Origin of the sequence: Achromobacter sp. SLBN-14 (assembly GCF_006715415.1) — a bacterium.
GTDB lineage: Bacteria > Pseudomonadota > Gammaproteobacteria > Burkholderiales > Burkholderiaceae_B > Achromobacter > Achromobacter mucicolens.
This window is the reverse complement of the sequence record NZ_VFNE01000001.1, coordinates 916208-943009: the sequence shown is the minus strand read 5'-3', so window position 1 is coordinate 943009 and position 26802 is coordinate 916208. Positions and strand designations below refer to the sequence as shown.

The following is a 26802-nucleotide window of genomic DNA, read 5'->3' as shown; positions in this document are numbered from 1 at the left end:
GAATGACAGCAAAAACCCGCGATTTAGCCGCGGATGGGGCTGAAATGTCAGCAAATTCAACAATTATGTGCAACTTCGCGGGGATTCTACCAAACTTTTAAGGCCGATTCGTGACGTAACGGCCCTAAATATCCATGCAGCGTGGACATCTGGAAGAATTTTTTGACTTGCGGCAAGCCTCGTGCAAGGTTTGCCTACCAGAATGGCTGAAAAGATTAGACAAAAAATCAATCAGCCTTAAGGCCTATGAACAATACCAGGAGACAAACATGCAAAGAACCCGGGATTTCCACTATCGCTCGGTTCATGACCGCGACGCGTTCTGGCGCGAAGAGGCCACGCGCATTCACTGGGAAACGCCATTTGACAGTGTGTTGGACTTCTCGCGTCCGCCCTTCGCCAAGTGGTTCGTTGGCGGGCGCACCAACCTGTGCCACAACGCGGTAGACCGCTGGCTGCCCACGCAGGCGGACAAGCCGGCCCTCATCTGGGTGTCCACGGAAGTGGATCGCGAACAGGTCTATACGCGGCAGGACGTCTTTGAAGAAGTGAACGCCGCCGCCGCCATGCTGCGCGAACTGGGGGTGGGGCGCGGCGACCGGGTCCTGCTTTACATGCCCATGGTGCCCGAAGCGGTGTTCACGATGCTGGCGTGCGCCCGGATCGGCGCGGTCCACTCGGTGGTGTTCGGCGGGTTTGCATCCGTGAACCTCGCGCAGCGCATTGACGACGCCGCGCCCAAGGTGGTGGTGTGCACGGACGGCGGCTCGCGCGCCGGCAAGGTCGTGCCGTACAAGCCGCTGCTGGACCGTGCGTTGGGCCTGGCCAAGTCGCCGCCCGCGTCGGTGGTGGTGTTCGATCGCGGCCTGGCGCCGTTCGAGCCGGTGGCCGGGCGCGACCTGGACTACGCGACGCTGCGCGAACGCCACCGCGGCGCCCGGGTGCCCGTCGAATGGCTGGAATCGTCCGAGCCCAGCTACATCCTTTACACCTCCGGCACCACCGGCCGTCCCAAGGGCGTGCAGCGCGACACCGGCGGCTACGCCGTGGCGCTGGCCTCGTCCATGGAATACCTGTTCGACGGCCGTCCCGGCGACACCTATTTCTGCACCAGCGACATCGGCTGGGTGGTGGGGCATTCCTATATCGTCTACGGACCGCTCATCGGCGGGCAATCGACCATCCTGTACGAAGGGACGCCCGTGCGCCCGGATGGCGCGATCCTCTGGAAGCTGGTCGAGCAGTACGGCGTGAATACGCTCTTCTCGGCGCCCACGGCCGTGCGCGTGCTCAAGCGCCAGGATCCCGCGCTGCTCAAGCGGCATGACCTGTCCTCCCTGCGCGCGGTCTACCTGGCCGGGGAGCCGCTGGACGAACCGACCGCGCAATGGATCTCCGAAGGGCTGGGCAAGCCCATCATCGACAACTACTGGCAGACGGAATCGGGCTGGCCGATCCTGTCGGCGCAGCCCGGCATCGAAAAAGTCCCCACCCGGTTCGGCAGCCCCTCGTTCCCGGTCTACGGCTTTGACGCGCGCATCGTCAGCGAGTCCACCGGCGAAGACCTGGGCCCTGAGCAGAAGGGCGTGGTGGCCATCGTGCCGCCGCTGCCGCCCGGCGCCATGTCCACCATCTGGGGCGACGACGCGCGCTTCGTCGAGACCTATTTCACGTCGATTCCGGGCCGGCAGGTGTATTCGACCTTCGACTGGGGGCGGGTGGACGCCGACGGCTACTGGTTCATCCTGGGCCGTACGGACGACGTGATCAACGTGGCGGGACACCGGTTGGGCACGCGCGAAATCGAGGAATCCGTCAACAGCCACAGCGGCATTGCCGAATGCGCGGTGGTGGGGGTGGCCGACCCGCTGAAGGGGCAGGTCGCCATGGCGTTTGCCGTGCTGAAGAATCCCGCCGGCGCCGACACGCCGGAAGCGGCAAAGCAGCTGGAAGGCGATATCATGCGCCTGGTGGAAGAACAGCTTGGGGCGGTGGCAAGGCCGGCCAGGATCCGGTTCGTGGGCGCGCTGCCCAAGACCCGTTCCGGCAAGGTGCTGCGCCGCGCGATCGTCGCGGTATGCGAGTCGCGCGATCCCGGCGACCTGACCACCATGGAAGACCCTAACGCCCTCGAACAGATCAAGGAGTCACTGCAATGAAAACCAAACCCGTGCTGAGCGCCGACGACGTCAAAAAGATCCTGGCCGCGGCCGAAGCACACGCCTTGCAGAACAAGTGGGCCGTCACCATCGCCGTGACCGACGATGGCGGCCATCTGCTGGGCATGCTGCGACTGGACGATGCGGCTCCCATCTCGTCGCACATCGCGCCGGCCAAGGCCAAGACGGCCGCGCTGGGCCGCCGCGAATCGCGCATCTACGAAGAACTCATCAACAACGGCCGCTACTCGTTCCTGTCGGCGCCCCTGATCGAAGGCATGCTCGAGGGCGGCGTTCCGGTCATTGCCGACGGCCAGGTCATCGGCGCGGTGGGCGTCTCGGGCGTGAAGTCGACCGAAGACGTGCAGATTGCACAAGCAGGCATCGCCGCGCTGGGCCTATGAGCCAGGCGCAGCCGCCGGAAACGCCGGGCGGCGTTTCCGCGCAGGAACCCCGGGGGGCGGGCGACGGTCCGCTGAACCCGGGCGTCACCCGGCGCGAAGTCCTGGCCTGGGCCATGTACGACTTCGCGAACTCCGGCTACACCACCGTGATCCTCACGGCGGTCTTCAGCACCTATTTCGTCGGCGTGGTGGGCGGCCGCGCCTCGTGGGCCACGCTGGCCTGGACGGCGGCGCTGTCGCTGTCGTACCTGCTCATCATGCTGACCATGCCCACGCTGGGCGCGCGCGCCGATGCGCGGGCCAGCAAGCGGCGGCTGCTCTACACCAGCACGATCGGCTGCGTGGCCGCCACGCTGGTGCTCACTCAGGCTGGGCCCGGAGACGTGTGGCTCGCGCTGGCCGCCATCGTCGTGTCCAACTACTGCTATTGCGTGGGCGAGTCCGTGGTCGCCGCCTTTCTGCCCGAACTCGCCCGGCCGCAGGCACTGGGCCGCGTGTCGGGCTGGGGCTGGAGCTTCGGCTATTGCGGCGGCATGCTGACGCTGGGCCTGTCGCTCGTCGTGGTGACGCTGGCTGAGGCCCGCGGCGCCACCGCCGAAGAATTCGTGCCGTGGGTCATCGTGGTCACTGCGTCTGTCTTTGCGCTGGCTGCGCTGCCGTCGTTCTTCCTGCTGCGCGAGCGCGCTCGGCCGCAGCCGGGCAATCCGGCCGCGCTGCACATGCTCAAGCGGCTGGCGTACGCCTGGCGCGAGACGGGTCTGCACTTTCCGGAATTCCGCCGCCTCTTGATGTGCATTGCCTGCTACCAGGCCGGGATCTCCGTCGTGATCACGCTGGCGGCCGTGTATGCGTCCGAAGTCATGGGCTTCACCACGCCGCAGATCATGCTGCTGGTGTTCACGGTGAACATCGGCGCGGCGGCGGGGGCGTTTTCGTTCGGCTACGTGCAGGACCGCATCGGCCACAAACCGGCGCTGGCCATCACGCTGGCCGGGTGGATCGTGATGGTGCTGGTGGCCTACTCGGCCGTGACCGCACCCGTGTTCTGGGTGGCGGCCGCGCTGGCCGGTCTGTGCATGGGCACCACGCAAAGCGCGGGCCGCGCCATGACCGGCGCCTTGGCGCCCGCGGGCCGGCTGGCCGAGTTCTATTCGCTGTGGACCTTTGCCGTGCAGCTTGCCGCCGTGATCGGTCCGTTGACGTACGGGCTGGTGACGTGGGGCACGGACGGCAATCACCGCCTGGCCATCCTCGTCACAGGGTTGTTCTTCGTCGGAGGACTGGCCCTGTTGTCGCGGGTGGACATGAAACGCGGCCTCGCCCGGCAGACCGGCTGAACGCCGTATTCGTCAAGCCTGATGCGGCTGCTATCCTTATGGACTGCCTTGCGCCGGCGCGTTTCGATGCGGCGGCGCATGCTGATTGCTTGGCATTGTTGGCGCGCCGCGTGACGGCGCGCCGTTGGCTTGTGCATGCTGCCCGGTTGGCGCCTTGGGGCGTCTTCCTGCCCAGATCCGGCGCAGACGCATCGCCTTGGGCCTCGTCAATCTGCGGGCTCCGGCCCGCATTTTGCGTAAGGTGCCCGTAAGAGCGCGGCGATACGGTTGCAGGTGGGTAATAAAAAAGCAGCATAAACAACAGAATCACCGTTTGGAGACAAGATCATGTCGAACGCTATTCAGTCCGTCCTGGTGGAAAACCGCGTGTTTCCGCCGCCCGAGCGCGCCGCGCAGGGTGCCGCGATTCCCAGCATGGACGCCTACAACGCGCTGTGCGCGCAGGTCGAGAACGACTTCGACGGATTCTGGGCCGGCCAGGCCCGCGACAATCTGCAATGGACCAAGCCGTTCACGCAGGTCCTGGACGAATCCGACGCGCCGTTCTACCGCTGGTTCGGCGACGGCGAACTGAACGTCTCGGCCAATTGCCTGGACGTCCACTTGACCAACGGCAACGCCGACAAGACCGCCATCATCTTCGAATCCGATGACGGCAAGGTCAACAAGGTGACCTACCGCGAACTGCTGGCGCGCGTGTGCCGCTTCGCCAACGGGCTGGCGGCGCTGGGCTACAAGAAGGGCGACCGCGCCATCATCTACATGCCCATGTCCATCGAAGCCGTGGTGGCCATGCAGGCCTGCGCGCGCCTGGGTGTGACGCACTCGGTGGTGTTCGGCGGCTTCTCGGCCAAGAGCCTGCAGGAGCGCATCGTCGACGTGGGCGCCTCGCTCATCATCACCGCCGACGAGCAGGTGCGCGGCGGCAAGACCATCCCGCTCAAGCCCGCCGTCGAAGAGGCCATCGCCATGGGCGGCTGCGAGGCCGTCAAGAAGGTCGTCGTGTACCGCCGCACGGGCGGCAAGGTGCAATGGAACGACAGCCGCGACCTCTGGATGCACGAGGTCGAGGACGGCCAGCCCGACACCTGCGAGCCGGTTCCGGTCAATGCCGAGCACCCGCTCTTCATCCTGTACACCTCCGGTTCGACCGGCAAGCCCAAGGGCGTGCAGCATTCGTCCGCCGGCTACCTGCTGTGGGCGCTGCTGACCGTCAAATGGACCTTCGACGCGCGCAAGGACGACGTCTACTGGTGCACCGCGGACGTGGGTTGGGTCACCGGCCACACGTACATCACGTACGGTCCGCTGGCCGCGGGCCTGACGCAGATCGTCTTCGAAGGCGTGCCCACCTATCCGAACGCCGGCCGCTTCTGGGACATGATCGCACGCCACAAGGTCACCACGTTCTACACCGCGCCCACCGCGATCCGTTCGCTGATCAAGGCTGCCGAGGCCACGCCGGAAGCGCACCCCAAGAATTTCGACCTGGACTCGCTGCGCATCATCGGCACGGTGGGCGAGCCCATCAATCCCGAAGCGTGGATCTGGTATCACAAGAACGTGGGCCGCGAACGCTGCCCCATCGTGGACACCTGGTGGCAGACCGAGACCGGCGGCCACATGATCACGCCGCTGCCGGGCGCCACGCCCACCAAGCCGGGCTCGTGCACGCTGCCCCTGCCGGGCATTGCCGCGGCCATCGTCGATGAAACCGGCGGCGACGTCGAAAAGGGCAATGGCGGCTTCCTGGTCATCAAGCGTCCATGGCCGGCCATGATCCGCAACATCTGGGGCGACCCGGAGCGCTTCAAGAAAAGCTACTTCCCGGCCGAACTGCGCGGCTATTACCTGGCGGGCGATGGCGCGCAGCGCGATGCGGACGGCTACTTCTGGATCATGGGCCGCATCGACGACGTCCTGAACGTGTCGGGCCACCGCCTGGGCACGATGGAAGTCGAATCGGCGCTCGTGGCGCACGAAATGGTGGCCGAGGCCGCCGTCGTGGGCCGTCCCGACGACACGACCGGCGAGGCCGTGGTGGCCTTCGTGGTGCTCAAGCGTTCGCGGCCGGAAGGCGAGGAGGCCCAGGCCATCGCCAAGCAATTGCGCGACTGGGTGGCCCGCGAGATCGGCCCCATCGCCAAGCCCAAGGACATCCGTTTTGGCGACAACCTGCCCAAGACGCGTTCGGGCAAGATCATGCGCCGCCTCTTGCGCGTGGTCGCCAAGGGCGAGGAAGTGACGCAGGACGTCTCGACGCTGGAAAATCCCGCCATCCTGGAGCAGCTCTCCAAGCCGCTGTAGTCGCATCGGGCCGGATCCCGCCGGCCATTTGCATCGCGACAGGCGCATAATGAAGACGCCCGTGCCGGCATGTTGCGGCACGGGCGTCTTCATTCCTGATCGCCAGATCCCCACGCATGGAGCCACACCCGTGAGCAGCAGTTTCGATCGCGCAGGGCTTGCCCTGATGTTCAGCACCATCCTGGTCTGGGCCGGTAGCTGGATCGCGATGAAGCTGATCGTCCCCTACATCGGCCCCTTCGACTTCGTGGCGCTGCGCTACGTGGTGGGCAGCCTGGTGCTCTTCGCGCTGGCGATCGCAACGCGCCGGCCGCTGTCGATGCCGCCCTGGAAACTGACCCTCTTGATCGGCCTGACGCAGACTGCGGGATTCCAGGGCTTCGTGCAGACCGCGCTGGTGGACGGCGGGGTGGGCAAGGTGTCGCTCATGGCGTACACCATGCCGTTCTGGGTCGTGCTGTTTGCCTGGTGGCTGCTGGGCGAGCGGCCCACCGCCCGCCACGCGGCCGGCATCGCGCTGGCTGCTGTCGGGCTGGTCTGTTTCGTCGAGCCCTGGAACGGCCTGGGCGACATCCGCCCCGTGCTGCTGGGCCTGGGCAGCGGCCTGTGCTGGGGCGTGGGCACGGTGTTGTCCAAGCGCATGTTCGATCGCCACGCGCCGGATGTGATGACGTTCACCGCCTGGCAGATGCTGTTCGGCGGCCTGGTCATGACGCCCGTGGCCTGGCTGGTGCCGCAGATGACCGCCCAATGGGGTTGGCAGCTCTGGGCCGGCATGACATACATTGTGCTGATCGCCACCGCGGCAGGCTGGCTGTTGTGGCTGCAGGTCGTGCGCCGCGTGCCCGCGTCGATCGCCGGCCTGTCCAGCCTCGGTGTGCCGGTCGTGGCCATGCTGCTGGCCTGGGCATTCCTGTCCGAGCGGCCCACGCCGGTCGAGCTGGGCGGCATGGCGCTGATCCTGGCGGGCATTTTTGTCGTCAGCCGCGCGGCGCCGGCAGCGAAAGCCGATTGACCCTTCCGACTTCCCGTTTCCCCGTTTTCCTGGAACCTTCATGATTGATCTGCGTAGCGATACCGTCACCCGGCCCGGCGCCGCCATGTTGCAGGCGATGGCCACTGCCCCCGTGGGCGACGACGTGATGGGCGACGATCCCACCGTGATCCGCCTGCAAAAAACCCTGGCCGAGCGCACCGGCAAGGCTGCCGGCCTGTTCTTTCCGTCGGGCACGCAAAGTAACCTGGCCGCGCTGATGGCGCATTGCGACCGCGGCGACGAATACCTGGTTGGCCAGCTTGCCCATACCTACAAATACGAAGGCGGCGGCGCGGCGGTGCTGGGCAGTATCCAGCCGCAACCCATCGAGCACGCGCCCGATGGATCCCTGCCGCTGGAAAAACTGGCCGCGGCCGTCAAGCCCAAAGGCGATCCGCACTTTGCGCGCACGCGTCTGCTTGCGCTGGAGAACACCTTTCACGGCAAGCTGATCCCGGCCGCCTACATCCAGGCGGCCACGTCGTGGGCGCGCGAGCAGGGGCTTTCCACGCACCTGGACGGCGCGCGCGTGTTCAATGCGGCGGTCGCAAGCGGCAAGCCCGTGGCCGAGCTTTGCGCGCCCTTCGATACGGTGTCCATCTGCTTTTCCAAGGGATTGGGCGCGCCGATCGGGTCGGTGCTGGTCGGCAGCAAGGAACTGATCGAACGCGCGCATCGCTGGCGCAAGATGCTGGGCGGCGGGCTGCGCCAGGCGGGCGTGCTGGCGGCCGCGTGCCTGTACGCGCTGGAGCACAACGTCGAACGGCTGGCCCAGGATCACGACAATGCGCGCCTGTTGGCCGAAGGCCTGCGCGCCATCCCGGGCGTGGACGTGCTAAGCCAGGACACCAACATGGTGTTTGCGCGCTTTGAGCCGTCGCGCTGCGACGCGCTGACCGAGGCGCTGGGCAAGGAAGGCATCCTGATGCGCGCCGTCTACGGCGGTCCGACCCGCCTGGTGACGCACTTGGACGTGTCGGCCGAGGACGTGCGGCGCGTGGTCGAGACGGTGGGCCGTCTGCTGCGGTAGGCGGTCCGGGGGCAAAGGGATGGCGTTCCGGACGAGCGCGTCCCTGCCGTTTCACCCGTGGCGCTGGCGGCTGTCGGCGGGCGCCTCGTCCCGCTCCTGCATGCCGTAGTCGCGCAGCACCTGCGCAACGCGCAGGCGGTAGTTCTGAAACACGCCGCCACGCCCGGCCTGCTGGGCGCGGCGGTGCGATTCCAGCGAACGCCAGCGCTTGACTGCCGCCTCGTCGCGCCAGAATGACAGCGACAGCAGCTTGCCTGGCGTGGACAGGCTTTGAAAGCGTTCGACGGAAATGAAACCGTCCACGGTGCGCAGTTCATCGATCAGGCCGGCGGCGATGTCCAGGTATGGAGCTGGGTCGCCATGGGCGGGCTCGACTTCGAATATCACGGCAATCATCGGTTGTGGTCCTCGGGAAAACCAACTGGGGCACGCGGGCGGCAGGGTGACGGCGGGCAGTGAGACAGCCGCCAGTATCCGCCCGCGCCGGCGGCAACGATTCGGCGAGGACCGAACTATGCCTGCGACGCGCCGTCCTCAGCCAGCAGGGCGGCGTAGCCTTGGCGCGAGTCCGGCCATTGCAGCGACAGGCCGCTGGCGCGCAACCTGGCATTGCTGAGTTTCTTGCTGCCCACGTTGGCCGGCGCGGGCGCCTCGCGCGGCGCCGGGGCGCCGATCAGCGCGGCCAGTTCGGCATACAGCGTGTGCAGCGGCAGGGGCGTGTCGTCGCAGCCCACATACACCGGCGCGACCTGCGGCAGCAGCGCCAGATGCACCACCGCGGCAGCCGCGTCGTCGATGTGGATGCGATTGGCCCAGTGTTCGGGCTGCAGCGGCGCGCCGGCCGCGCCGCTGCGCAACCGCTCGATGAGCTGCATGCGGCCGGGCCCGTACAGGCCCGCCAGCCGCAATGCCGTCGACGAGACCGGCTGCGCCGCCAGCGCAGCTTCGGCTTCGAGCAGCACGCGGCCGTTAAAGCCTTGCGGAGCGGGCGGCGTGTCCTCGTCCACCCAGGCGCCATGATGCTCGCCATACACCGCGCTGGACGAGACGAACACGATGCGCTTGAGCTGGGATCGATCCAGCGCGTTCAGCACGTTTGCCAGCCCATCCACGAACACGCCGCGGTAGGCCTGCGGATCGCGCGCGCCGGGCGAGGGCAGGTGGATGAGCCGGGTCACGCCTTGCGGCAGCGCGTTCAGCGTGTCGGGGCGGGTGATGTCGCCCTGCAGCCACTGGATGCCGCTCGTGTCGCCGGCGGGGGGATGGCGCCGCAGGGCATGGACCTCGTCGCCGCGCGCCAGAAAGCGTTGCGCCGCGCGCTGGCCCAGGTCGCCGCAGCCGATGAGAAGTACGCGTTCGCTCATGGTGTCGCTCCAGGCAGTCGGAAAAAAAGGCGCCCCGTGGGGCGCCTTTCGGGCGGGCGCAATGCGCCCGGGGTATCACATGCCGCTGTAGACCGGCCCTTCGCCGCCTTGCGGCGCCACCCAGACGATGTTCTGCGTGGGGTCCTTGATGTCGCAGGTCTTGCAATGCACACAGTTCTGCGCGTTGATCTGCAGACGGTCGTCGCCGTGGTCGTCCTTGACGAACTCGTACACGCCGGCCGGACAATAGCGCGACTCGGGGCCGCCGTACTTGGCCAGGTTCACCTTGACCGGCACGGACGGATCCTTGAGGGTCAGGTGGACGGGTTCGTTCTCGTCGTGGTTGGTGTTGGAGATGAACACCGAACTCAGCTTGTCGAACGTGAGCTTGCCGTCGGGCTTGGGATAGTCGATGCGCGCGCATTGCGACGCGGGCTGCAGACAGGCGTGGTCGGGCTTGTTGTGGCGCAGCGTCCAGGGCATCTTGCCCTTGAGCAGCAGTTGCTCGATGCCGGTCATCAGCGTGGCGACCGTGCGGCCCTTCTTGAACCACTGCTTGAAATTGCGGGCCTTGTTCAATTCCGCGTGCAGCCACGAGGCCTCGAAGGCCTTGGGGTATGCAGTCAGTTCGTCCTGGCGGCGGTCCGCAACCAGGGCGTCGAACGCGGCTTCGGCGGCCAGCTTGCCCGACTTGATGGCGGCGTGGCTGCCCTTGATGCGCGAAGCGTTCAGGAAACCGGCTTCGCAGCCGACCAGCACGCCACCCGGGAACGTGAGCTTGGGCAGCGCCAGCAGGCCGCCCGCCGTGATGGCGCGGGCGCCGTAGGCGATGCGCTTGCCGCCTTCGAACGTGCCGCGGATGGCGGGGTGCGTCTTGTAGCGCTGGAACTCATCGAAGGGCGACAGCCACGGATTGGCGTAATCGAGGCCGACGATCATGCCCACGGCGACGAGGTTGTTGTCCAGGTGATAGAGGAACGAGCCGCCGTACGTGTCGGAATCCAGCGGCCAGCCGGCGGTGTGGATCACCAGGCCGGGCTTGGATTGGGCCGGATCGACTTCCCACATTTCCTTGATGCCGATGCCGTACGACTGCGGATTGCGGCCGTCGTCCAGCTTGAAGCGCTCGATGAGCTGGCGGCCGAGCTGGCCGCGCGAGCCTTCGCTGAACACGGTGTAGCGGGCGTGCAATTCCATGCCCGGCTGATAGTGGTCGGTGTGGCTGCCGTCGCGGGCCACGCCCATGTCGCCCGTGGCCACGCCGCGGACGGCGCCGTTCTCGTCGTACAGCACTTCGACGGCCGCAAAGCCGGGGAAGATGTCTACGCCCAGCGCTTCGGCCTGCTCGCCCATCCACTTGACGACGTCGCCCAGACGGACGATGTAGTTGCCTTCGTTGTGAAAGCAGGGGGGCAGCAGCCAGTTGGGCGTGGCGCGCGCGCCGGTCTCGGACAGGAACAGGAACTTGTCCTGCGTGACGGCCACGTTCAGGGGCGCGCCCTTTTCCTTCCAGTCGGGGATGAGCTCGGTCAGCGCCAGCGGGTCCATCACGGCGCCGGACAGGATGTGCGCGCCCAGTTCCGCACCCTTCTCAAGTACGCAGACGCCAATCTCCTGATTCTTCTCAGCGGCCAGCTGCTTCAGACGGATTGCTGTGGCCAGGCCGGCGGGACCACCGCCAACCACGACCACGTCATATTCCATCGACTCGCGTTCAGACATTTGCAAAGCTCCCCGTATGTATTCCATATATGGCTGGAAGTATTATCGGCGATTGTATTGCAGGCGAGGGTCCTGTATGCCTTCGCATTTCTTTCAGCCTTCAGGAGTTATTGGTGAACCCGGACAATCTGTCTGCGCGGCTGCTATCGGTGGGCGACACCCATCAGCTCGAATTGCCTTTGCGCTGGGGCGATTCAGACGCCTTGAACCATCTGAACAACACGCTGTATTTCCGCCTCATGGAAGAGGCCCGCATGCAGATTCTGTATAACGCGGGCTTCAAGCTGCCGGCCGACGATGGCGCGATCCTGGCGCATGCGTCGTGCGATTTCCTGCGTCCGCTGACCTATCCGGCCACCGTGCGCGTGACGCACAAGGTCACGCGCATCGGCCGCTCCAGCGCCGAATTCGAGCTGCTGCTCGAGAAGGTCGGCGACGACGCAGGCCCCTATGCGCGCGGCCGCAATGTGCTGGTCTGGATGGATTACGTGGCCAATACGTCCGCACCGTGGCCGCCCGAAGTCCTGGCGCAGATGGCCACGCAGTTCACGCCGGCTGAGTAAGCGCGCGCGGCCGCGGGCCGCGCACCGGCCAAAATAGCGCGTGCTTTGGCCGGTCATGCCGGTAAAATCTAGCGCAAAATCAGAAAAGCAATGAGGGCGCGCCACCCTCGGCGCCGCCGCTTCACGGAAATCGGGCTTCGGCGCGATGCCCGGGTAGCGGGCGCCAACAGCCGCGCCCCAAGGAACGACTGGGCTTGTCCCGATTCCCCGATTTTTCCGGGACCCGTGCGCGGGTAGCGGCGGGGCGGGCTCACTTTGGTTAGACCTTAACTAGGAGTTGGAGCGATGGACAAGGTTTATGCAAGCGCCCAGGAGGCGCTGGCAGGCATCGTCAAGGACGGTCAGATGATCGCCGTGGGCGGTTTCGGCCTGTGCGGTATTCCCGAGGCGCTGATCGCCGCGCTGCGCGATTCGGGCGTCAAGGATCTCACCTGCATCAGCAACAACGCGGGCGTCGATGGGTTTGGTCTGGGCCAGCTGCTCAACACGCGCCAGGTGCGCAAGATGATCGCGTCCTACGTGGGCGAGAACAAGGAATTCGAACGCCAATACCTGTCGGGCGAACTCGAGCTTGAATTCACGCCGCAGGGCACGCTGGCCGAAAAGCTGCGTGCCGGCGGCGCAGGCATTCCGGCGTTCTTCACCCGCACCGGCGTGGGCACCATCGTGGCCGAGGGCAAGGAAATCCGCGAGTTCGACGGCCAGCAGTACGTGATGGAACGCTCGCTGGTGCCGGACGTGTCGCTGGTCAAGGCGCACATCGCCGACCGCAGCGGCAACCTGGTGTTTCGCAAGACGGCCCGCAACTTCAATCCGAACGTCGCCATGGCCGGCAAGTTCACGGTGGTCGAAGTCGAGGAAATCGTCGACACCGGCAGCCTGGACCCGGATCAGATCCACCTGCCCGGCATCTATGTGCAACGGATCGTGCTGAACGCCACGCCCGAAAAGCGCATCGAACAACGCACCACTCGCCCGGCCTAAGGAGAAGACGACATGGCATGGTCCCGCGATGAAATGGCGGCGCGCGCCGCGCGCGAGCTGCAAGACGGCTTTTATGTGAACCTGGGCATCGGCCTGCCCACGCTGGTTGCCAACCACGTCCCCGCGGGCGTGGAAGTGTGGCTCCAATCCGAAAACGGCCTGCTGGGCATCGGCCCGTTCCCCACCGACGATCAGGTCGACGCCGACCTCATCAACGCCGGCAAGCAGACCGTCACGACGCTGCCCGGCTCCTCGATCTTCTCGTCGGCCGACTCGTTCGCGATGATCCGCGGCGGCAAGATCAACCTGGCGATCCTGGGCGCGATGCAGGTCTCCGAGAAGGGCGATCTGGCCAACTGGATGATCCCGGGCAAGATGGTCAAGGGCATGGGCGGCGCGATGGACCTGGTGGCCGGCGTCGGCCGCGTGGTCGTGCTGATGGAACACGTGGCCAAGAAAAAGGACGGCACCGAGGACATCAAGCTGCTGCCCGAGTGCAACCTGCCGTTGACCGGCGTGGGTGTGGTCGATCTCATCATCACCGACCTGGGCGTGATGGAAGTCACCGAAAACGGCCTGAAGCTGCTGGAAACGGCGCCCGGCGTGACGGTGGACGAGATCAAGTCCAAGACGGCGGCGAAGCTGGACGTGTCTGCGGTGCAGTAACGCTTGCTGATCGCCAGGCTGATCAGGCCGGCCCATGATGCCGGCCGCCGGCAGCCAAAATCAAAGCGCCCGTTCAATACGGGCGCTTTTTTTTGTTCCTGCTTGATGCAGAGGCGGGGCGCCGCGCGCTACGCCGTCTCCTGCAACAGCATCCCCACATGCGGGATGCCGTCTTCCATGTATTCCTCCGTGACCGGCACGAAACCGTGGCCGCCGTAATAACCCTTCAATCGTGCCTGCGCGCCCAGGTATACGGGCTGATCCGGCCACAGACGCTGCACTTCTTCCTTGGCGCGGCGCATGAGTTCGTGGCCCAGGCCCGTGCCGCGGGCGGCGGGGGCGGTGATCACGCGGCCGATGACGGCGCGGCCGTCGTTCAGGGCCGGCTCCAGCAGGCGGCAATAGGCCACCAGTTCGCCGTCGTGCCAGGCCATCAGGTGCTCGGTCTGCCCTTGCAGGTCCTTGCCGTCCATGTCGAGAAACACGCAGTTCTGTTCCACCACGAACACCTCCGAGCGCAGCCGCAGGATGGCGTAGAGCTCGGCGGGGGTCAGGTCGGCGTGGGGCTTGCAGATCCAGGCGGGTGTCATGCGGGTCATTCCAGATAGCGGGACAAAAAACAGGGCAACTAGCGTAACGCAAACCGGCCCCGATTTTTCAGGCCCGATTGTTACATCTATTCACGGGTATACCCTTAGTATGAAAATCTATTTTCTTAACTAAAATTTGTGTGTAAACAGATTTACATAAACCCGCCGCCTGATTTCCACCACGCTGTTCGATGACCAAGTCCGCCATTACGATCGCTGATCGGATCGCCCGGGCCCAGCCCGCGCTGAGCCGGACCCAGCACAAGATGGCCGAGTACGTGCTGGCGCATCAGTTCCGCGTCGCCACCATGACCATCGATGAGTTCGCGGCGGCAGTGGGCGTGTCGGTCGCCACGGCCAACCGGTTTGCGCGCGCCCTGGACCTGCCGGGCTATCCGCAGTTCCGCGCCGAACTGGCCCGCGGCTTCGAAGCCGCGCTGGAACCGGTCGAGAAGCTGCGCACCGAGCTGGCCCACTCGGCCAGCGCCGTCCAGATCTTTGCGGCAACCCTCGAAGAAGACATCCGCAACGCGCAGCGCAACCTGCAGGCGTTGGATTCCGCGGCCTGTGAACAGGCGGTCGACGCCATCCTGGCCGCCGATCGCGTCTTCATCATCGGTTTCGGCGCCAGCGGGTTTCTCGCAGGCCTCTTGCAGCGCGGCCTGTGCATGCACCTGCATTCGGTGGAATCGCTGGCTGGTCCCGGCGGCGTGTCGCACGCGGCGCGTCAGATGTCGCGCATGACCAGTAACGACCTGGTGATCGCTATCGGCTTTCCGCGTTACCTGGCCGACACCGTGACGCTGGCCGGCGCGGCCAAGCAGGCCGGGGTGCCGGTGCTGGTGCTGACGGACAAGCCCACCTCGCCGCTGGCGCCCACGGCGTCCGTCGTGCTGTACGCCTTCTCGGCGCGCCAGCTCATTCCCAATTCCGAAACCGCCGCGTTGGGGCTCATCGAAGCCCTGTCCGCGGCGGTGGCCTATCGGGCCAAGAATTCCGTTGCGGCCGCCGCTGGGGTGACCCAGTCCGTGATGCCGTGGCTCATCCATGGAGTAGGTAAACGATGATTCAACCCGTGATTGCCATTCACGGTGGCGCCGGCGCGATGTCCCGCGCGGCCATGTCTGCCGAGAAAGAACAGGAATACCTCGCGGCGCTGGAGTCGATCCTGACCGCCGGCCAGGCCGTGCTGGCCAAGGGCGGCAGCGCCCTGGACGCCGTCACCGAGGCCGTGCGCCTGCTCGAAGACTGCCCCCTGTTCAACGCCGGTCACGGCGCCGTGTTCACCAGTGCCGGCACTCATGAACTGGACGCCGCCATCATGGACGGCGCCACGCTGCGTTCCGGCGCCATCGCCAATGTGAACCGCGTGCGCAATCCGATCTTTGCCGCGCGCAAGGTCATGGAAAACAGCAAGCACGTGTTCTTCGTGGGCGAGGGCGCTGAAGCGTTCGCCACCCAGGAAGGCGTGGAACTCGTCGACCCCTCGTATTTTTCGACCGAAGCCCGCCGCGAGCAGCTGCTGCGCGTGCAGCGCGAAACGCCGGACGCCGCCGTGCTGGATCACGACGGCCAGGCCATGGTCGCGCGCGGCCAGCCCGCGCCCGCCGATCCGCTGGACGCCGACAAGAAGTTCGGCACCGTGGGCGCCGTGGCCGTCGATGCCCAGGGCAACCTGGCCGCCGCCACCTCCACCGGCGGCATCACCAACAAGCAGGTCGGCCGCGTGGGCGATGCGCCCCTGATCGGCGCCGGCACCTATGCCAGCAACAAGACCTGCGCCGTGTCCACCACGGGCACGGGCGAAATGTTCATCCGCATGGTTGCCGCATACGACGTGGCCGCCCAGATGGAATACTGCGGCGCCTCGCTGGAAGCGGCGGCGGACCGCGTCGTAATGGAAAAACTGCCCACCATCGGCGGCAAGGGCGGCCTGGTGGCCGTCGATGCCCAGGGCAATGTGGCCTTGCCGTTCAACACGGAAGGCATGTACCGGGGTTACGCCCGCGTTGGCGAGAAGCCGGTAACCGCCATCTACCGATGAGCGGCGGCGGTTTGGATCAGTAGGTTTATTTTGGGAATGAGAAGAGATGGTTGATCGCGCAAACAGCCTGGCGCTGCCGGATAACCGCGTGGTCCAGGTCGACGACCTGACGGTGCGCTTCGTGGGTTCCGAGCGCACGGTCGAAGCCGTGCGCAATCTGTCGTTTCATGTGGACCGGGGCGAGACCCTGGCCATCGTGGGCGAATCGGGTTCGGGCAAGTCGGTGACGTCGCTGGCGCTGATGCGTCTGGTGGAACATGGCGGTGGCCGCATCGCCCAGGGCAGCATGGCCTTGCGCCGGCGCAACGGCTCCGTGATCGACCTGGCCAATGCCAGCCAGCGCGTGATGCGCGATGTGCGCGGCGCCGACATGGCCATGATTTTCCAGGAGCCGATGACCTCCTTGAATCCGGTGTTCACGGCCGGCGACCAGATCGCCGAATCGATCCGCGAGCACCAGGGCATGGATGGCGCCTCGGCGCGCGCCGAAGCGCTGCGCATGCTGGAACAGGTCCGCATTCCCGAAGCGAAGTCGGTGCTGGACCGCTACCCCCATCAACTGTCGGGCGGCATGCGCCAGCGCGTCATGATCGCCATGGCGCTGGCCTGCAAGCCGGCGCTGCTGATCGCCGACGAACCGACCACCGCGCTGGACGTGACGATCCAGGCCCAGATCCTGCAGCTCATCCGCCAGCTTCAAGATGAAATGCACATGGGGGTGGTGTTCATCACCCACGACATGGGCGTGGTGGCCGAAGTGGCCGACCGCGTGCTGGTCATGTTCCGCGGCGACAAGGTCGAGGAAGGCCCGTCGGACCGCGTGTTCGCCGCGCCCCAGCACAGCTACACCAAGGCGCTGCTGTCGGCGGTGCCCAAGCTGGGCGCCATGCAGGGCACGGACCTGCCCGCGCGCTTCCCGCTGCTGCAGGTCGATGGCAAGGCCCAGCCCGTGGCCGAGGCCGCCGCCGTCAGCACGCAGGAAGTGCCCGCCGGCAAGCGCGAGCCCATCCTGAGCGTGCGCAACCTGGTGACGCGCTTTGACCTGCGCGGCGGCATCATGAGCCGCGTCCAGCGCCGTGTGCACGCCGTGGAAAAGGTCAGCTTCGATCTGTACCCGGGCGAGACGCTGTCGCTGGTCGGCGAGTCCGGCTGCGGCAAGTCCACGACCGGCCGCTCGCTGCTTCGCCTGGTGGAAAGCCAGGGCGGCGAAATCCGCTTCGGCGGCCGCGACATCGTGCGCCTGAAGAACAGCGAACTGCAGTCCCTGCGCCGCGACATCCAGTTCGTGTTCCAGGACCCGTTCGCCTCGCTGGATCCGCGCGTGACCGTGGGCTTCTCGATCATGGAGCCGCTGCTGGTGCACGGCGTGGCCAAGGGCAAGGATGCCGAGCGCCGCGTCGCCGAACTGCTCGAGCGCGTGGGCATGCCGCCGGAAATGGCGCAGCGCTATCCGCACGAGTTCTCGGGCGGCCAGCGCCAGCGCATCTGCATTGCGCGCGCCCTGGCCCTGAATCCGAAGGTCGTGATCGCGGACGAATCCGTGTCGGCGCTGGACGTGTCGATCCAGGCGCAGATCGTGAACCTGCTGATCGACCTGCAGCGCGACATGGGCATCTCGTTCCTGTTCATCTCGCACGACATGGCCGTGGTCGAACGCGTCAGCCATCGCGTGGCGGTGATGTACCTGGGCCAGATCGTCGAGATCGGTCCGCGCCGCGCGATCTTCGAGAATCCCCAGCATCCCTACACCAAGAAGCTGATGTCGGCCGTGCCGATCGCCGATCCGGCGCGCCGCCACATGAAGCGCACCTTGCTGTCCGATGAAATCCCAAGCCCGATCCGCAAACTGAACGACGAACCGGTGGTGCAGCCGCTGGTGCAGGTCGGTACGGATCATTTTGTAGCCCGCCATCCCGTCGGCGGCGCGTATTGACTCAGTAGTTGACCTTTTTTTGGAACCAGGAGTTGCAATGATGAAAGTTCTGCGCCCCACCAAGCTGATGGCCGCTGCCGCGCTGGCCTTCGGCGTGCTCGCCGCGCCGATGGCCCATGCCGCCAAGGACGTGACGTTCGCCGTTTCCATCGCGCTGGAAACGCTTGATCCCTACAACACCAACAGCACGCTGAACCAGGCGGCTGGCAAAGCCTACTACGAAGGCCTGTTCGAGTTCGACAAGGACCTGAAGGTGCAGAAGGTCCTGGCGACCGACTACACGGTCAGCGAAGACGGCCTGGTCTACACGTTCAAGCTGCGTCCCGGCGTGAAGTTCCACGACGGCACCGACTTCAACGCCGAAGCGGTCAAGATCAACTTCGATCGTCCGGCCAACCCGGACAACCGCCTGTCGCGCTACATCCAGTTCAGCGTCATCGAGAAGACCGAAGTGGTCGATCCGATGACCGTCAAGATCACGCTGAAGAAGCCGTTCTCGGCCTTCATCAACGCGCTGGCCCACCCGGCCGCCATGATGATCTCGCCCGCTGCCCTGGCCAAGTACGGCAAGGAAATCGGCTTTCACCCGGTCGGCACGGGCCCGTTCGAATTCGTCGAATGGAAGCCGGCTGAATACCTGAAGGTCAAGAAGTTCGACGGTTACTGGAAGAAGGGCTACCCGAAGGTCGACACGCTGACCTTCCGCACCGTCACCGACAACAACACCCGCGCCGCCGTGGTGCAGACGGGTGAAGCGCACTTCGCCTTCCCGGTGCCGTTCGAGCAGGCCGCCGTGCTGAAGAAGAACGAAAAGCTGGACGTGGTCGATCACAAGAACTCGATCATGGCCCGCTACCTGTCGATGAACACGCAGCAAAAGCCGTTCGACAACGTCAAGGTGCGCGAAGCCATCAACTACGCCATCAACAAGGACGCCCTGGCCAAGGTCGCGTTCTCGGGCTACGCCACCGTCATCGACGGCGTCGTGCCGCAAGGCGTGGACTACGCGCACAAGATCGGCGCATGGCCCTACGACATCAAGAAGGCCAAGGCCCTGCTGGCCGAAGCCGGCTACCCCAACGGCTTCGAAAGCACGCTGTGGTCCGCCTATAACGACGGCACCTCGGTGAAGGTCGTTCAGTTCCTGCAGCAGCAGCTCGCCCAGGTCGGCATCAAGGTTTCCGTGGAAGTCCTGGAATCCGGCCAGCGCGTGCAACGCGTCCAACAGGTGCAAAAGCCTGAAGACGCCAAGGTCCGCATGTACTACGCCGGCTGGTCGTCCTCGACCGGTGAAGCCGACTGGGGCCTGCGTCCGCTCCTGACCACCGCCGCGTTCCCGCCGGTGCTGAACAACGTGTCGTACTACTCGAACAAGTCGGTTGACGACGGCGTCCAGCAAGCGCTGGCCACGACCGATCGCGCCAAGAAGACCGAGATCTACAAGAACGTTCAGGAAACCATCTGGAAGGACGCCCCGTGGGCCTTCCTGGTGACCCAGAACAACCTGTACGTCAAGTCGAAGAACCTGTCGGGCGTGTACGTGGAACCGGACACCTCGTTCTGGTTCGGCGACATCGACCTGAAGCAGTAAACCAAGCAGTAACTCTCGGGGCCTTCGGGCCCTTGTAAGGCCACATACGGCGGGGACGCGGTGTCCCCGCCGATGTTGCAGGAATTTCAATGCTGACCTACATCGTCAAACGTCTTTTGGGCATGATCCCCACGCTGCTGCTGGTAGCGGTGGTCGTGTTCCTGTTTGTGCACATGCTTCCGGGCGACCCGGCGCGACTGGCCGCCGGGCCCGAAGCCGACCAGCAGACCGTCGAGCTCGTGCGCAAGGAACTTGGGCTGGATCTGCCCCTGCCGCAGCAGTTCGTGCGCTACTTCAGCCACATGCTGCAGGGCGACCTCGGGACCTCGCTGCGCACCAAGCGCCCCGTCTCGACCGAAATCGCCGACCGTTTCATGCCCACCTTGTGGCTCACCCTTGCGAGCATGGTGTGGTCCGTCGGCTTTGGCATGATCATCGGCATCGTGTCGGCGGTATGGCGCAATCGCTGGCCCGACCGTCTTGGCATGACGCTGGCGGTGTCCGGCATCTCGTTCCCCGCGTTCGCGCTGGGCATGATGCTGATGCAGATTTTCTCGGTGAACCTCGGCTGGCTCCCCACGGTGGGCGCCTCGACCTGGCAACACTACATTCTTCCTTCCATCACGCTGGGCGCCGCCGTGGCCGCCGTGATGGCGCGCTTCACGCGGGCGTCGTTCGTGGAAGTCGTGCAGGAAGACTTCGTGCGCACGGCCCGCGCCAAGGGCCTGTCCGAGCGCCGCGTCATCATCAAGCACGCGCTGCGCAACGCGCTGATTCCCGTCGTCACCATGATGGGCCTGCAGTTCGGCTTCCTCCTGGGCGGCTCGATCGTGGTCGAGACCGTGTTCAACTGGCCCGGCCTTGGCCGCCTGCTGGTGGACGCCGTGACCCAGCGCGACTATCCGGTGATCCAGGGCCTCGTGCTGCTGTTCTCGCTGGAATTCATCCTGATCAACCTGATTGTCGACGTGCTGTATGGCGTCATCAATCCCAGCATCCGTTACAAGTGAGGCGGCCATGAGCAATACGACACCCGCCGCAACCATCGCCGCCGTTCCCAAAAACGACGTGCGCACGCCCGCCACCGAGTTCTGGCGCAAATTCAAGAAGCAGAAGCTTGCCGTCGGCGCGGGCCTCTTCGTCCTGCTGCTGGTCATCGTCGCGGTCTTCGCGCCGTGGATCGTGCCGTACGACCCGGAGAACTTCTTCGACTACGACGCGCTGAACGCCGGTCCGTCCCTCGCGCACTGGCTGGGCGTGGATTCGCTGGGCCGCGACATCTTCAGCCGAATCATCATGGGCGCACGCATCTCGCTGGCCGCCGGCTTTCTGTCGGTCGCCATGGGCGCCATCGTCGGCACGTTCATGGGCCTGATGGCCGGCTACTACGAAGGCTGGTGGGAACGCATCACGATGCGTATCTCCGACGTGCTGCTGGCATTCCCCGGCATGCTGCTGGCCATTGGCGTGGTTGCCATCCTGGGCTCCAGCATGGTCAACGTGATCGTGGCCGTGGCCGTGTTCAGCGTGCCCGCGTTTGCCCGCCTGGTGCGCGGCAACACGCTGTCGATCAAGCAGATGACGTACGTCGAAGCCGTCAAGAGCGTGGGCGCGTCCGACTGGACGATCATCATGCGCCACATCCTGCCCGGCACGATCTCGCCGATCGTGGTGTACGGCACGATGCGGATCGGCACCTCGATCATCACCGCGGCCAGCCTGTCGTTCCTGGGCATGGGCGCTTCGCCTCCCACGCCGGAGTGGGGCGCGATGCTGAACGAAGCGCGCGCCGACATGGTCATCGCACCGCACGTCGCCATCTTCCCGGCGCTTGCCATCTTCCTGACGGTGCTGGCGTTCAACCTGCTGGGCGACGGCCTGCGCGACGCGCTCGATCCCAAGATCGACCGCAAGTAAACCTGCCGCCGGCCTGTTTGCCCAGGCCGGCGTGGAGGGCGATTATTCCGCCGCCGCCTCCGTCCGCCACGCGCTGCCCCGCGCGTGTCCCGGACCCAGGGTGGCGGCGTTTTGCATTCTGGAGCGTGGCGACACGTAGACGAACATGGACAAACAAGCGCTGGACATCCCGCGGATCGGCGTACTGGCCTCGGGTCCGCTGGACTCGATCTGCGACGTGGGCGAGATCACCGTCGGCCACTGCACGCTGGCCGATGGCCCGCTGCAGACGGGCGTGACCGTCGTGCGCCCGCATGACGGCGATCCCTTCCTGGACAAGACGCCGGCCGCGGCCACCGTGCTGAACGGCTTTGGCAAGAGCACGGGTCTGGTTCAGGTGCAGGAACTGGGCGTGCTGGAAACGCCGATCGCGCTGACCAATACGTTCGGCGTGGGCACGGTGGCCAATGCGCAGATCCGCGCCGCGGTCGCCGCCAACCCCGGCATCGGCCGCGGCATGGCGACCGTGAATCCGCTGGTCTTCGAGTGCAACGACGGGTTCCTGAACGACATCCAGGCGATGGCGGTTCAGGAATCGCATTACGCCGACGCGCTGACCGCCGCCGGCAAGCGTTTCGCGCAGGGCGCCGTTGGCGCCGGCCGGGGCATGTCCAGCTTTTCGTTCAAGGGCGGCATCGGCTCGGCTTCGCGCGTTGCGCGGATCAAGGACGGACCGCAGTACACCGTGGGCGCGCTGGTGCTTTCCAACTTCGGCCGGTTGCCCAACCTGACGGTGGCGGGCAGGCCGTTCGGCCGCCGGCTGGCGGACCAGCTTGACGTCAAGCTGGCGCAGCAAGGCGAAAACGCGGTGATCGCGCCCGAGAAGGGATCGATCATCCTGCTGGTGGCCACCGACGCGCCGCTCGATTCCCGGCAGTTGCGCCGGCTGTCGCTGCGCGCGGGCGCGGGGCTGGCGCGCACCGGCTCGGTGTTCGGCCACGGCAGCGGCGACATTGCGCTGGCGTTTTCGACGGCATACACGATTCCGCAATTGGCCGAGTCGCTCATGCCTGCGATCGCCATGTTGCACGAGGCCCGCATCGATCCGCTCTTCGAGGCCGCCGCCGAAGCCTGCGAACAGGCCATCATTGCGGCGCTGTGGCACGCCGAAAGCGTGACCGGGCGCGACGGGAACCACCGCGATTGCATCCGCCACGCCGCGCCCGATTGGCGCCAGTGGCTGTCCGACACCGAACTCTGAACATTTTCAAGGCCCCTTTCATGAAAATCCTTATTTCCACCGATATCGAAGGCGTCGCCGGCGTCTTCCATGCCGAGCAGGTCCGTGCCGGCAACGGCGAGTACGAGCGTGCCCGCGCCTGGATGACCGCCGAGGCCAACGCGGCCGTGCAAGGCGCCATCGCGGGCGGCGCCGAAGAGATCCTGGTCAACGATTCGCACGGCGGCTTTCGCAACCTGCTGCCCGATGGCCTGGACGAGCGCGCCCGCCTGGTGCTGGGCAAGCCGCGCTACCTGGGCATGATGGGCGGGCTGGAAGAGGCGTGCGACGCCGTCTTCATGATCGGCTACCACTCGCGCTCGCAAGGCCGCGGCATCCTGGCCCACACCATCAACAGCTTCGCGTTCGCGCGCGTTGTCATCAACGGCATGGAGCTGGGCGAAGCGGGCCTGTACGGCGCGCTGGCCGGCGAGTTGGGCGTGCCCGTCATCCTGGGCACGGGCGACGACGTGTTCATCGAGGAAACCCGCGACACCTTTCCCGGCGCCGAATGGGTGCAGACCAAGGTTGCGCACGGGCAGGGCAGCGGCATCACGTTGTCGCCCGCCGCCTCGCGCCGCGCGATTGCCGCGGCCGCCGAAAGCGCGGTGCGTAATTTCAAGCGCGGCGGCGACAAGAAAGCCGTTCCTTTCCGCATTCCCGCGCCTATAGAATGCCGGTTGCAGACGCAGAGCTCGGCGCTCGCCGATCTGTTCTGCATGTGGCCCACGCTCGAACGCGTGGACGGCGTCACCTTGCGATTCACCACGGATAGCATGCAGTCCGCCATCCGCACGCTGAACAGCCTGGCCGCCATGTCTTTCATGTTGCGCTAAGGATCCCATCTTCCATGTCTAGCACCGACGCCCGTATTGCCCAATTGCGGCAGGCCATGACCCGCCGCGGCCTGACTGCCTACGTCGTTCCTTCCTCGGACCCGCACCTGTCCGAATACCTGCCGGCCCGTTGGCAGGGGCGACGCTGGCTGTCGGGCTTCACGGGGTCGGTGGGCACGCTGGTGGTTACGCCAAGCTTTGCCGGCCTGTGGGTGGACAGCCGCTACTGGGTTCAGGCCGAAGCCCAGCTTGCGGGCACGGGCGTGCAACTGATGAAGATTGCGCTGGCCACGACGCCGGGCCATGTCGATTGGCTGGCCGCCAACACCGGCACGGGCGACGTCATCGGGGTGGACGGCCAGGTGCTGGGCCTGGGCGCTTTCCGCGCCTTGTCCGCTGCCGCAGCCGCCTCTGGCGCCGTGCTGGAAATCCGCGAAGACCTGCTGGACGAGGTCTGGGCCGATCGCGCCGGGCTGCCGGACGCCAAGATCTACGAACACGTCGCGCCCGACGCCTGCGTGACCCGCGCCGGCAAGTTGGCTCAGGTTCGCGACGCCATGCGCAAGCATGGCGCCGACGTGCATTTCATTTCCACGCTTGACGATATTGCCTGGCTGTTCAACCTGCGCGGCGCGGACGTGGACTACAACCCGGTCTTTGTCGGCCACGCGCTGGTCGGCCTGGACCACGCCACGCTCTTTGTGGCGGACGGCAAGATCGACGACAGCCTGCGCGCCATCCTGGCCGCCGACGGCGTCGAAGTCGCGGACTACGCCCAGGCCGCGGATGCGCTGGCCTCCTTGGAAGTGGACCAGAAGCTGCTGATCGATCCGGCCCGCGTCACCTGCGGGGTGTTCCACGCCATGGATCCGGCCGTGCCGCGCGTGGAAGCGATCAATCCGTCCACGCTGCTCAAGTCGCGCAAGACCGACGCCGAACTGGCGAACGTGCGTCAGGCGATGGCGCAGGACGGCGCCGCGCTCTGCGAATTCTTCGCCTGGTTCGAAGGCGCGCTGGGCAAGGAAACCATCACCGAACTGACTATCGATGAGCAGATCACGGCCGCCCGCGCGCGCCGTCCTGCGTACGTCTGCCCCAGCTTTGCCACCATCGCGGGCTTCAACGCCAACGGCGCCATGCCGCATTACCGCGCCACCCCGGAATCGCACGCCACGATCGAAGGCGATGGCCTGCTGCTCATCGACTCGGGTGGCCAATATCTGGGCGGCACCACGGACATCACGCGCGTGGTGGCGGTGGGCACGCCCAGCGCGGACCAGAAGGTCGATTTCACGCTGGTCCTCAAGGGCATGATCGCGCTGTCGCGTGCCTCGTTCCCGCGTGGCACGCCGTCGCCCATGCTCGATGCCATCGCGCGCGCGCCCATCTGGGAAGGCGGCGCGGAATACGGCCATGGCACGGGCCACGGCGTGGGCTATTTCCTGAACGTGCACGAAGGCCCGCAAGTCATTTCGTACCGCGCGATGCCGGGTCCCCACACGGCCATGGAGCCGGGCATGATCACCTCGAACGAACCGGGCATCTACCGCCCGGGCCGCTGGGGCGTGCGCATCGAGAACCTGGTCGCCAATCGCAGCTGGCTGACCTCGGAGCTGGGTGAATTCCTGTGCTTCGAGACGCTGACGATGTGCCCCATCGACACGCGCTGCATCGAGCCCTCGCTGATGCGCGAAGACGAGATCGACTGGCTGAACGACTATCACAAGACGGTGTTCGAGCGCCTGTCGCCGCTGGTCGAGGGCGAGGCGCTGGCGTGGCTGACGCTGCGCTGCGCGGCGATCTGACCTGACGGTATTGCCGGCAGGGCCGGCGCAAAAAAAGGCCGCGGCGCAATGACGCCACGGCCTTTTTTCATGGCGCGGCGCGCCGCCGGTTACCGCGCCGGCGCGTCCTGCTTGCGGTGAAGCAGGCGTGTGGCCGTCAGGCAACCCAGCGCCAGCAGCGCGCCGTAAGCGAGCAGCGCCAGCGCGGCGGACGCGTGCGATTGGACGGCCCAGGCCAGTTGATCCCAGGTCATGGACTTGAGCACGGCAATTCCCAGGCCAATGCCCAGCACCTGGGCGATCCAGAACGCCACGCTGCCCAGCGCCACGGCGCGGCCGATGCCGGAACGTTCCAACGGGCGCGGCAGCACCTTCAGGCAGACGAGCGTGGTCAGCGCCAGCAGGGCGATGGGCAGCACCCAATAGCCCAGCGCATACTGGGCCCAGCCCGCTTCCAGGGTCTGCATCTGCAGATAGCCGCCCAGCATGATCGACACGCTGGACTGCCAGATCAGGATGGTCAGTCCGCTGATCCATGCCGCATGGCGGCGGGTCAGCGCTGAGCCGCCGCCCGGGACGGCCGGGGTGGTGGTCCAGGCGGCGATGCGCAGCGCCAGGCAGATGCCGGCGATCTCCAGCGCCACCGTTACGACGCGGATACCCAGGTTCATGACGATGAAACGTCCGGCGACATCCAGGCCGAGGGCCGTCTGGAGCCAGGAACCTTCCTTGATCAGGCCGCTCATCAACAGGTGCTGCGCGTAGGCCATGCCGCTGGACAGGCACAGCGTGTAGAGCGCCTGCAAAGCCAGGAACGTGGCCAGCAGCCTGCCCGGCTGGTCCACGGTTGCCGCATCGCGGCGCGCAAGCCACTGGCGCGTTGCGCCCCAGGCCGCGAGCCCGACGATGAGCAGGGTCGAGACGATGTTGGCCAGCAGCGGGGCCAGCACCGGCGGCTGCGTGTAGCTTTCACGCAGTTGCTCCACGTAGGGCGTCGGGCTCAGCAAGGTGTAGGCCTGCACCAGCGCGATATACGTCAGCCGCAACAGGACGGCGGCGACGGCGATGCGCCAGGCAAGGGAAGGAACGGGGCGGGAGAGGGCGGTCATCGGCGCGGGGGCGGGGATGGGAGGGCGCCGCCCGCACGGGCAGCGGTTCAAAATTAGGGAGCGACCATACCATGCGGGCGCCGCGGGGCTTGTGGCAATGCACTTGCCGAGTGCAGCCAATTGTTACCCGCACAGAGCTAGGGGAAAACCCAAACAAGTCGCGTCGCC

The 26802-nt window shown here is 66.1% G+C and carries 23 protein-coding genes; 18 read left to right on the top strand and 5 right to left on the bottom strand.

What is annotated here, in order from left to right:
• The first annotated feature begins 134 nt into the window (after positions 1-134).
• From FBY20_RS04305 to ltaE, 6 genes are all read left to right on the top strand, one after another.
• Positions 135-2159, top strand: coding sequence for a propionate--CoA ligase (locus FBY20_RS04305; protein ID WP_255452234.1), 2025 nt, complete (start codon positions 135-137; stop codon positions 2157-2159).
• Entirely contained in the window at positions 2156-2563 is a 408-nt protein-coding gene (locus FBY20_RS04300) for a heme-binding protein (RefSeq protein ID WP_056321988.1), read from the top strand. The genes FBY20_RS04305 and FBY20_RS04300 overlap by 4 nt, the downstream gene beginning before the upstream one ends.
• Positions 2560-3900: an MFS transporter gene (locus tag FBY20_RS04295; protein ID WP_056321991.1), complete on the top strand. Its 1341-nt coding sequence runs from the start codon at positions 2560-2562 to the stop codon at positions 3898-3900. Before FBY20_RS04300 ends, FBY20_RS04295 begins: the two co-directional genes overlap by 4 nt.
• A gap of 327 nt (positions 3901-4227) precedes the next feature.
• On the top strand, positions 4228-6207 hold the full coding sequence (gene acs / locus FBY20_RS04290) for an acetate--CoA ligase (RefSeq protein WP_056321994.1): 1980 nt from the start codon (positions 4228-4230) through the stop codon (positions 6205-6207).
• Between the two features lie 166 nt (positions 6208-6373).
• Positions 6374-7222, top strand: coding sequence for a DMT family transporter (locus FBY20_RS04285; RefSeq protein WP_142055800.1), 849 nt, complete (start codon positions 6374-6376; stop codon positions 7220-7222).
• A gap of 40 nt (positions 7223-7262) precedes the next feature.
• Positions 7263-8273: a low-specificity L-threonine aldolase gene (gene ltaE / locus FBY20_RS04280; RefSeq protein WP_142050257.1), complete on the top strand. Its 1011-nt coding sequence runs from the start codon at positions 7263-7265 to the stop codon at positions 8271-8273.
• Positions 8274-8324: 51 nt separating this feature from the next.
• On the opposite strand, the gene FBY20_RS04275 is transcribed toward ltaE, so the two are convergent.
• The 3 genes from FBY20_RS04275 to FBY20_RS04265 form a co-directional block, all read right to left on the bottom strand.
• Positions 8325-8669 carry an antibiotic biosynthesis monooxygenase gene (locus FBY20_RS04275; protein WP_056322000.1) on the bottom strand — a complete coding sequence of 115 codons (345 nt, stop codon included), beginning with the start codon at positions 8667-8669 and terminating at the stop codon, positions 8325-8327.
• 116 nt (positions 8670-8785) lie between these two features.
• Positions 8786-9637 (bottom strand): NAD-dependent epimerase/dehydratase family protein, encoded by an 852-nt coding sequence (locus tag FBY20_RS04270; RefSeq protein ID WP_142050254.1) that lies wholly within the window; start codon positions 9635-9637, stop codon positions 8786-8788.
• Between the two features lie 75 nt (positions 9638-9712).
• The gene (locus FBY20_RS04265; protein WP_056322006.1) at positions 9713-11359 is read right to left on the bottom strand and encodes an electron transfer flavoprotein-ubiquinone oxidoreductase; all 1647 of its coding nucleotides are present in this window, start codon (positions 11357-11359) and stop codon (positions 9713-9715) included.
• 110 nt (positions 11360-11469) lie between these two features.
• Between FBY20_RS04265 and FBY20_RS04260 the strand changes: the two genes are divergently transcribed.
• The 3 genes from FBY20_RS04260 (at position 11470) to FBY20_RS04250 (ending at position 13572) form a co-directional block, all read left to right on the top strand.
• The gene (locus FBY20_RS04260; protein ID WP_108005086.1) at positions 11470-11922 is read left to right on the top strand and encodes a thioesterase family protein; all 453 of its coding nucleotides are present in this window, start codon (positions 11470-11472) and stop codon (positions 11920-11922) included.
• Between the two features lie 285 nt (positions 11923-12207).
• The gene (locus tag FBY20_RS04255) at positions 12208-12906 is read left to right on the top strand and encodes a CoA transferase subunit A (RefSeq protein WP_056322011.1); all 699 of its coding nucleotides are present in this window, start codon (positions 12208-12210) and stop codon (positions 12904-12906) included.
• 12 nt (positions 12907-12918) lie between these two features.
• Positions 12919-13572 carry a CoA transferase subunit B gene (locus tag FBY20_RS04250; protein WP_056322014.1) on the top strand — a complete coding sequence of 218 codons (654 nt, stop codon included), beginning with the start codon at positions 12919-12921 and terminating at the stop codon, positions 13570-13572.
• Positions 13573-13700: 128 nt separating this feature from the next.
• Here the strand turns inward: FBY20_RS04250 and FBY20_RS04245 are convergent, their stop codons facing one another.
• The gene (locus FBY20_RS04245) at positions 13701-14162 is read right to left on the bottom strand and encodes a GNAT family N-acetyltransferase (RefSeq protein WP_056322017.1); all 462 of its coding nucleotides are present in this window, start codon (positions 14160-14162) and stop codon (positions 13701-13703) included.
• 191 nt (positions 14163-14353) lie between these two features.
• Between FBY20_RS04245 and FBY20_RS04240 the strand changes: the two genes are divergently transcribed.
• From FBY20_RS04240 to FBY20_RS04200, 9 genes are all read left to right on the top strand, one after another.
• Positions 14354-15229: a MurR/RpiR family transcriptional regulator gene (locus FBY20_RS04240; RefSeq protein WP_056322019.1), complete on the top strand. Its 876-nt coding sequence runs from the start codon at positions 14354-14356 to the stop codon at positions 15227-15229.
• A complete protein-coding gene (locus FBY20_RS04235) occupies positions 15226-16206 on the top strand; it encodes an isoaspartyl peptidase/L-asparaginase family protein (protein WP_063955283.1) in 981 nt (326 codons plus the stop codon). Before FBY20_RS04240 ends, FBY20_RS04235 begins: the two co-directional genes overlap by 4 nt.
• Positions 16207-16252: 46 nt before the next feature.
• Positions 16253-18139 carry a dipeptide ABC transporter ATP-binding protein gene (locus tag FBY20_RS04230; RefSeq protein ID WP_056322024.1) on the top strand — a complete coding sequence of 629 codons (1887 nt, stop codon included), beginning with the start codon at positions 16253-16255 and terminating at the stop codon, positions 18137-18139.
• A gap of 37 nt (positions 18140-18176) precedes the next feature.
• Positions 18177-19730 carry a glutathione ABC transporter substrate-binding protein GsiB gene (gene gsiB, locus FBY20_RS04225; RefSeq protein ID WP_062840581.1) on the top strand — a complete coding sequence of 518 codons (1554 nt, stop codon included), beginning with the start codon at positions 18177-18179 and terminating at the stop codon, positions 19728-19730.
• A gap of 89 nt (positions 19731-19819) precedes the next feature.
• Positions 19820-20740 carry a glutathione ABC transporter permease GsiC gene (gsiC, locus tag FBY20_RS04220; RefSeq protein ID WP_056322028.1) on the top strand — a complete coding sequence of 307 codons (921 nt, stop codon included), beginning with the start codon at positions 19820-19822 and terminating at the stop codon, positions 20738-20740.
• A 7-nt stretch (positions 20741-20747) separates the two neighbouring features.
• Positions 20748-21647 carry a glutathione ABC transporter permease GsiD gene (gsiD, locus tag FBY20_RS04215; RefSeq protein WP_056322031.1) on the top strand — a complete coding sequence of 300 codons (900 nt, stop codon included), beginning with the start codon at positions 20748-20750 and terminating at the stop codon, positions 21645-21647.
• A gap of 145 nt (positions 21648-21792) precedes the next feature.
• Positions 21793-22887: a P1 family peptidase gene (locus FBY20_RS04210; protein WP_142050251.1), complete on the top strand. Its 1095-nt coding sequence runs from the start codon at positions 21793-21795 to the stop codon at positions 22885-22887.
• Positions 22888-22907: 20 nt separating this feature from the next.
• Positions 22908-23741: a M55 family metallopeptidase gene (locus FBY20_RS04205; protein ID WP_056322036.1), complete on the top strand. Its 834-nt coding sequence runs from the start codon at positions 22908-22910 to the stop codon at positions 23739-23741.
• A 14-nt stretch (positions 23742-23755) separates the two neighbouring features.
• The gene (locus FBY20_RS04200; RefSeq protein ID WP_056322039.1) at positions 23756-25546 is read left to right on the top strand and encodes an aminopeptidase P family protein; all 1791 of its coding nucleotides are present in this window, start codon (positions 23756-23758) and stop codon (positions 25544-25546) included.
• Positions 25547-25635: 89 nt separating this feature from the next.
• On the opposite strand, the gene FBY20_RS04195 is transcribed toward FBY20_RS04200, so the two are convergent.
• Positions 25636-26634: a hypothetical protein gene (locus FBY20_RS04195; RefSeq protein ID WP_142050248.1), complete on the bottom strand. Its 999-nt coding sequence runs from the start codon at positions 26632-26634 to the stop codon at positions 25636-25638.
• Between the last annotated feature and the right edge of the window lie 168 nt (positions 26635-26802).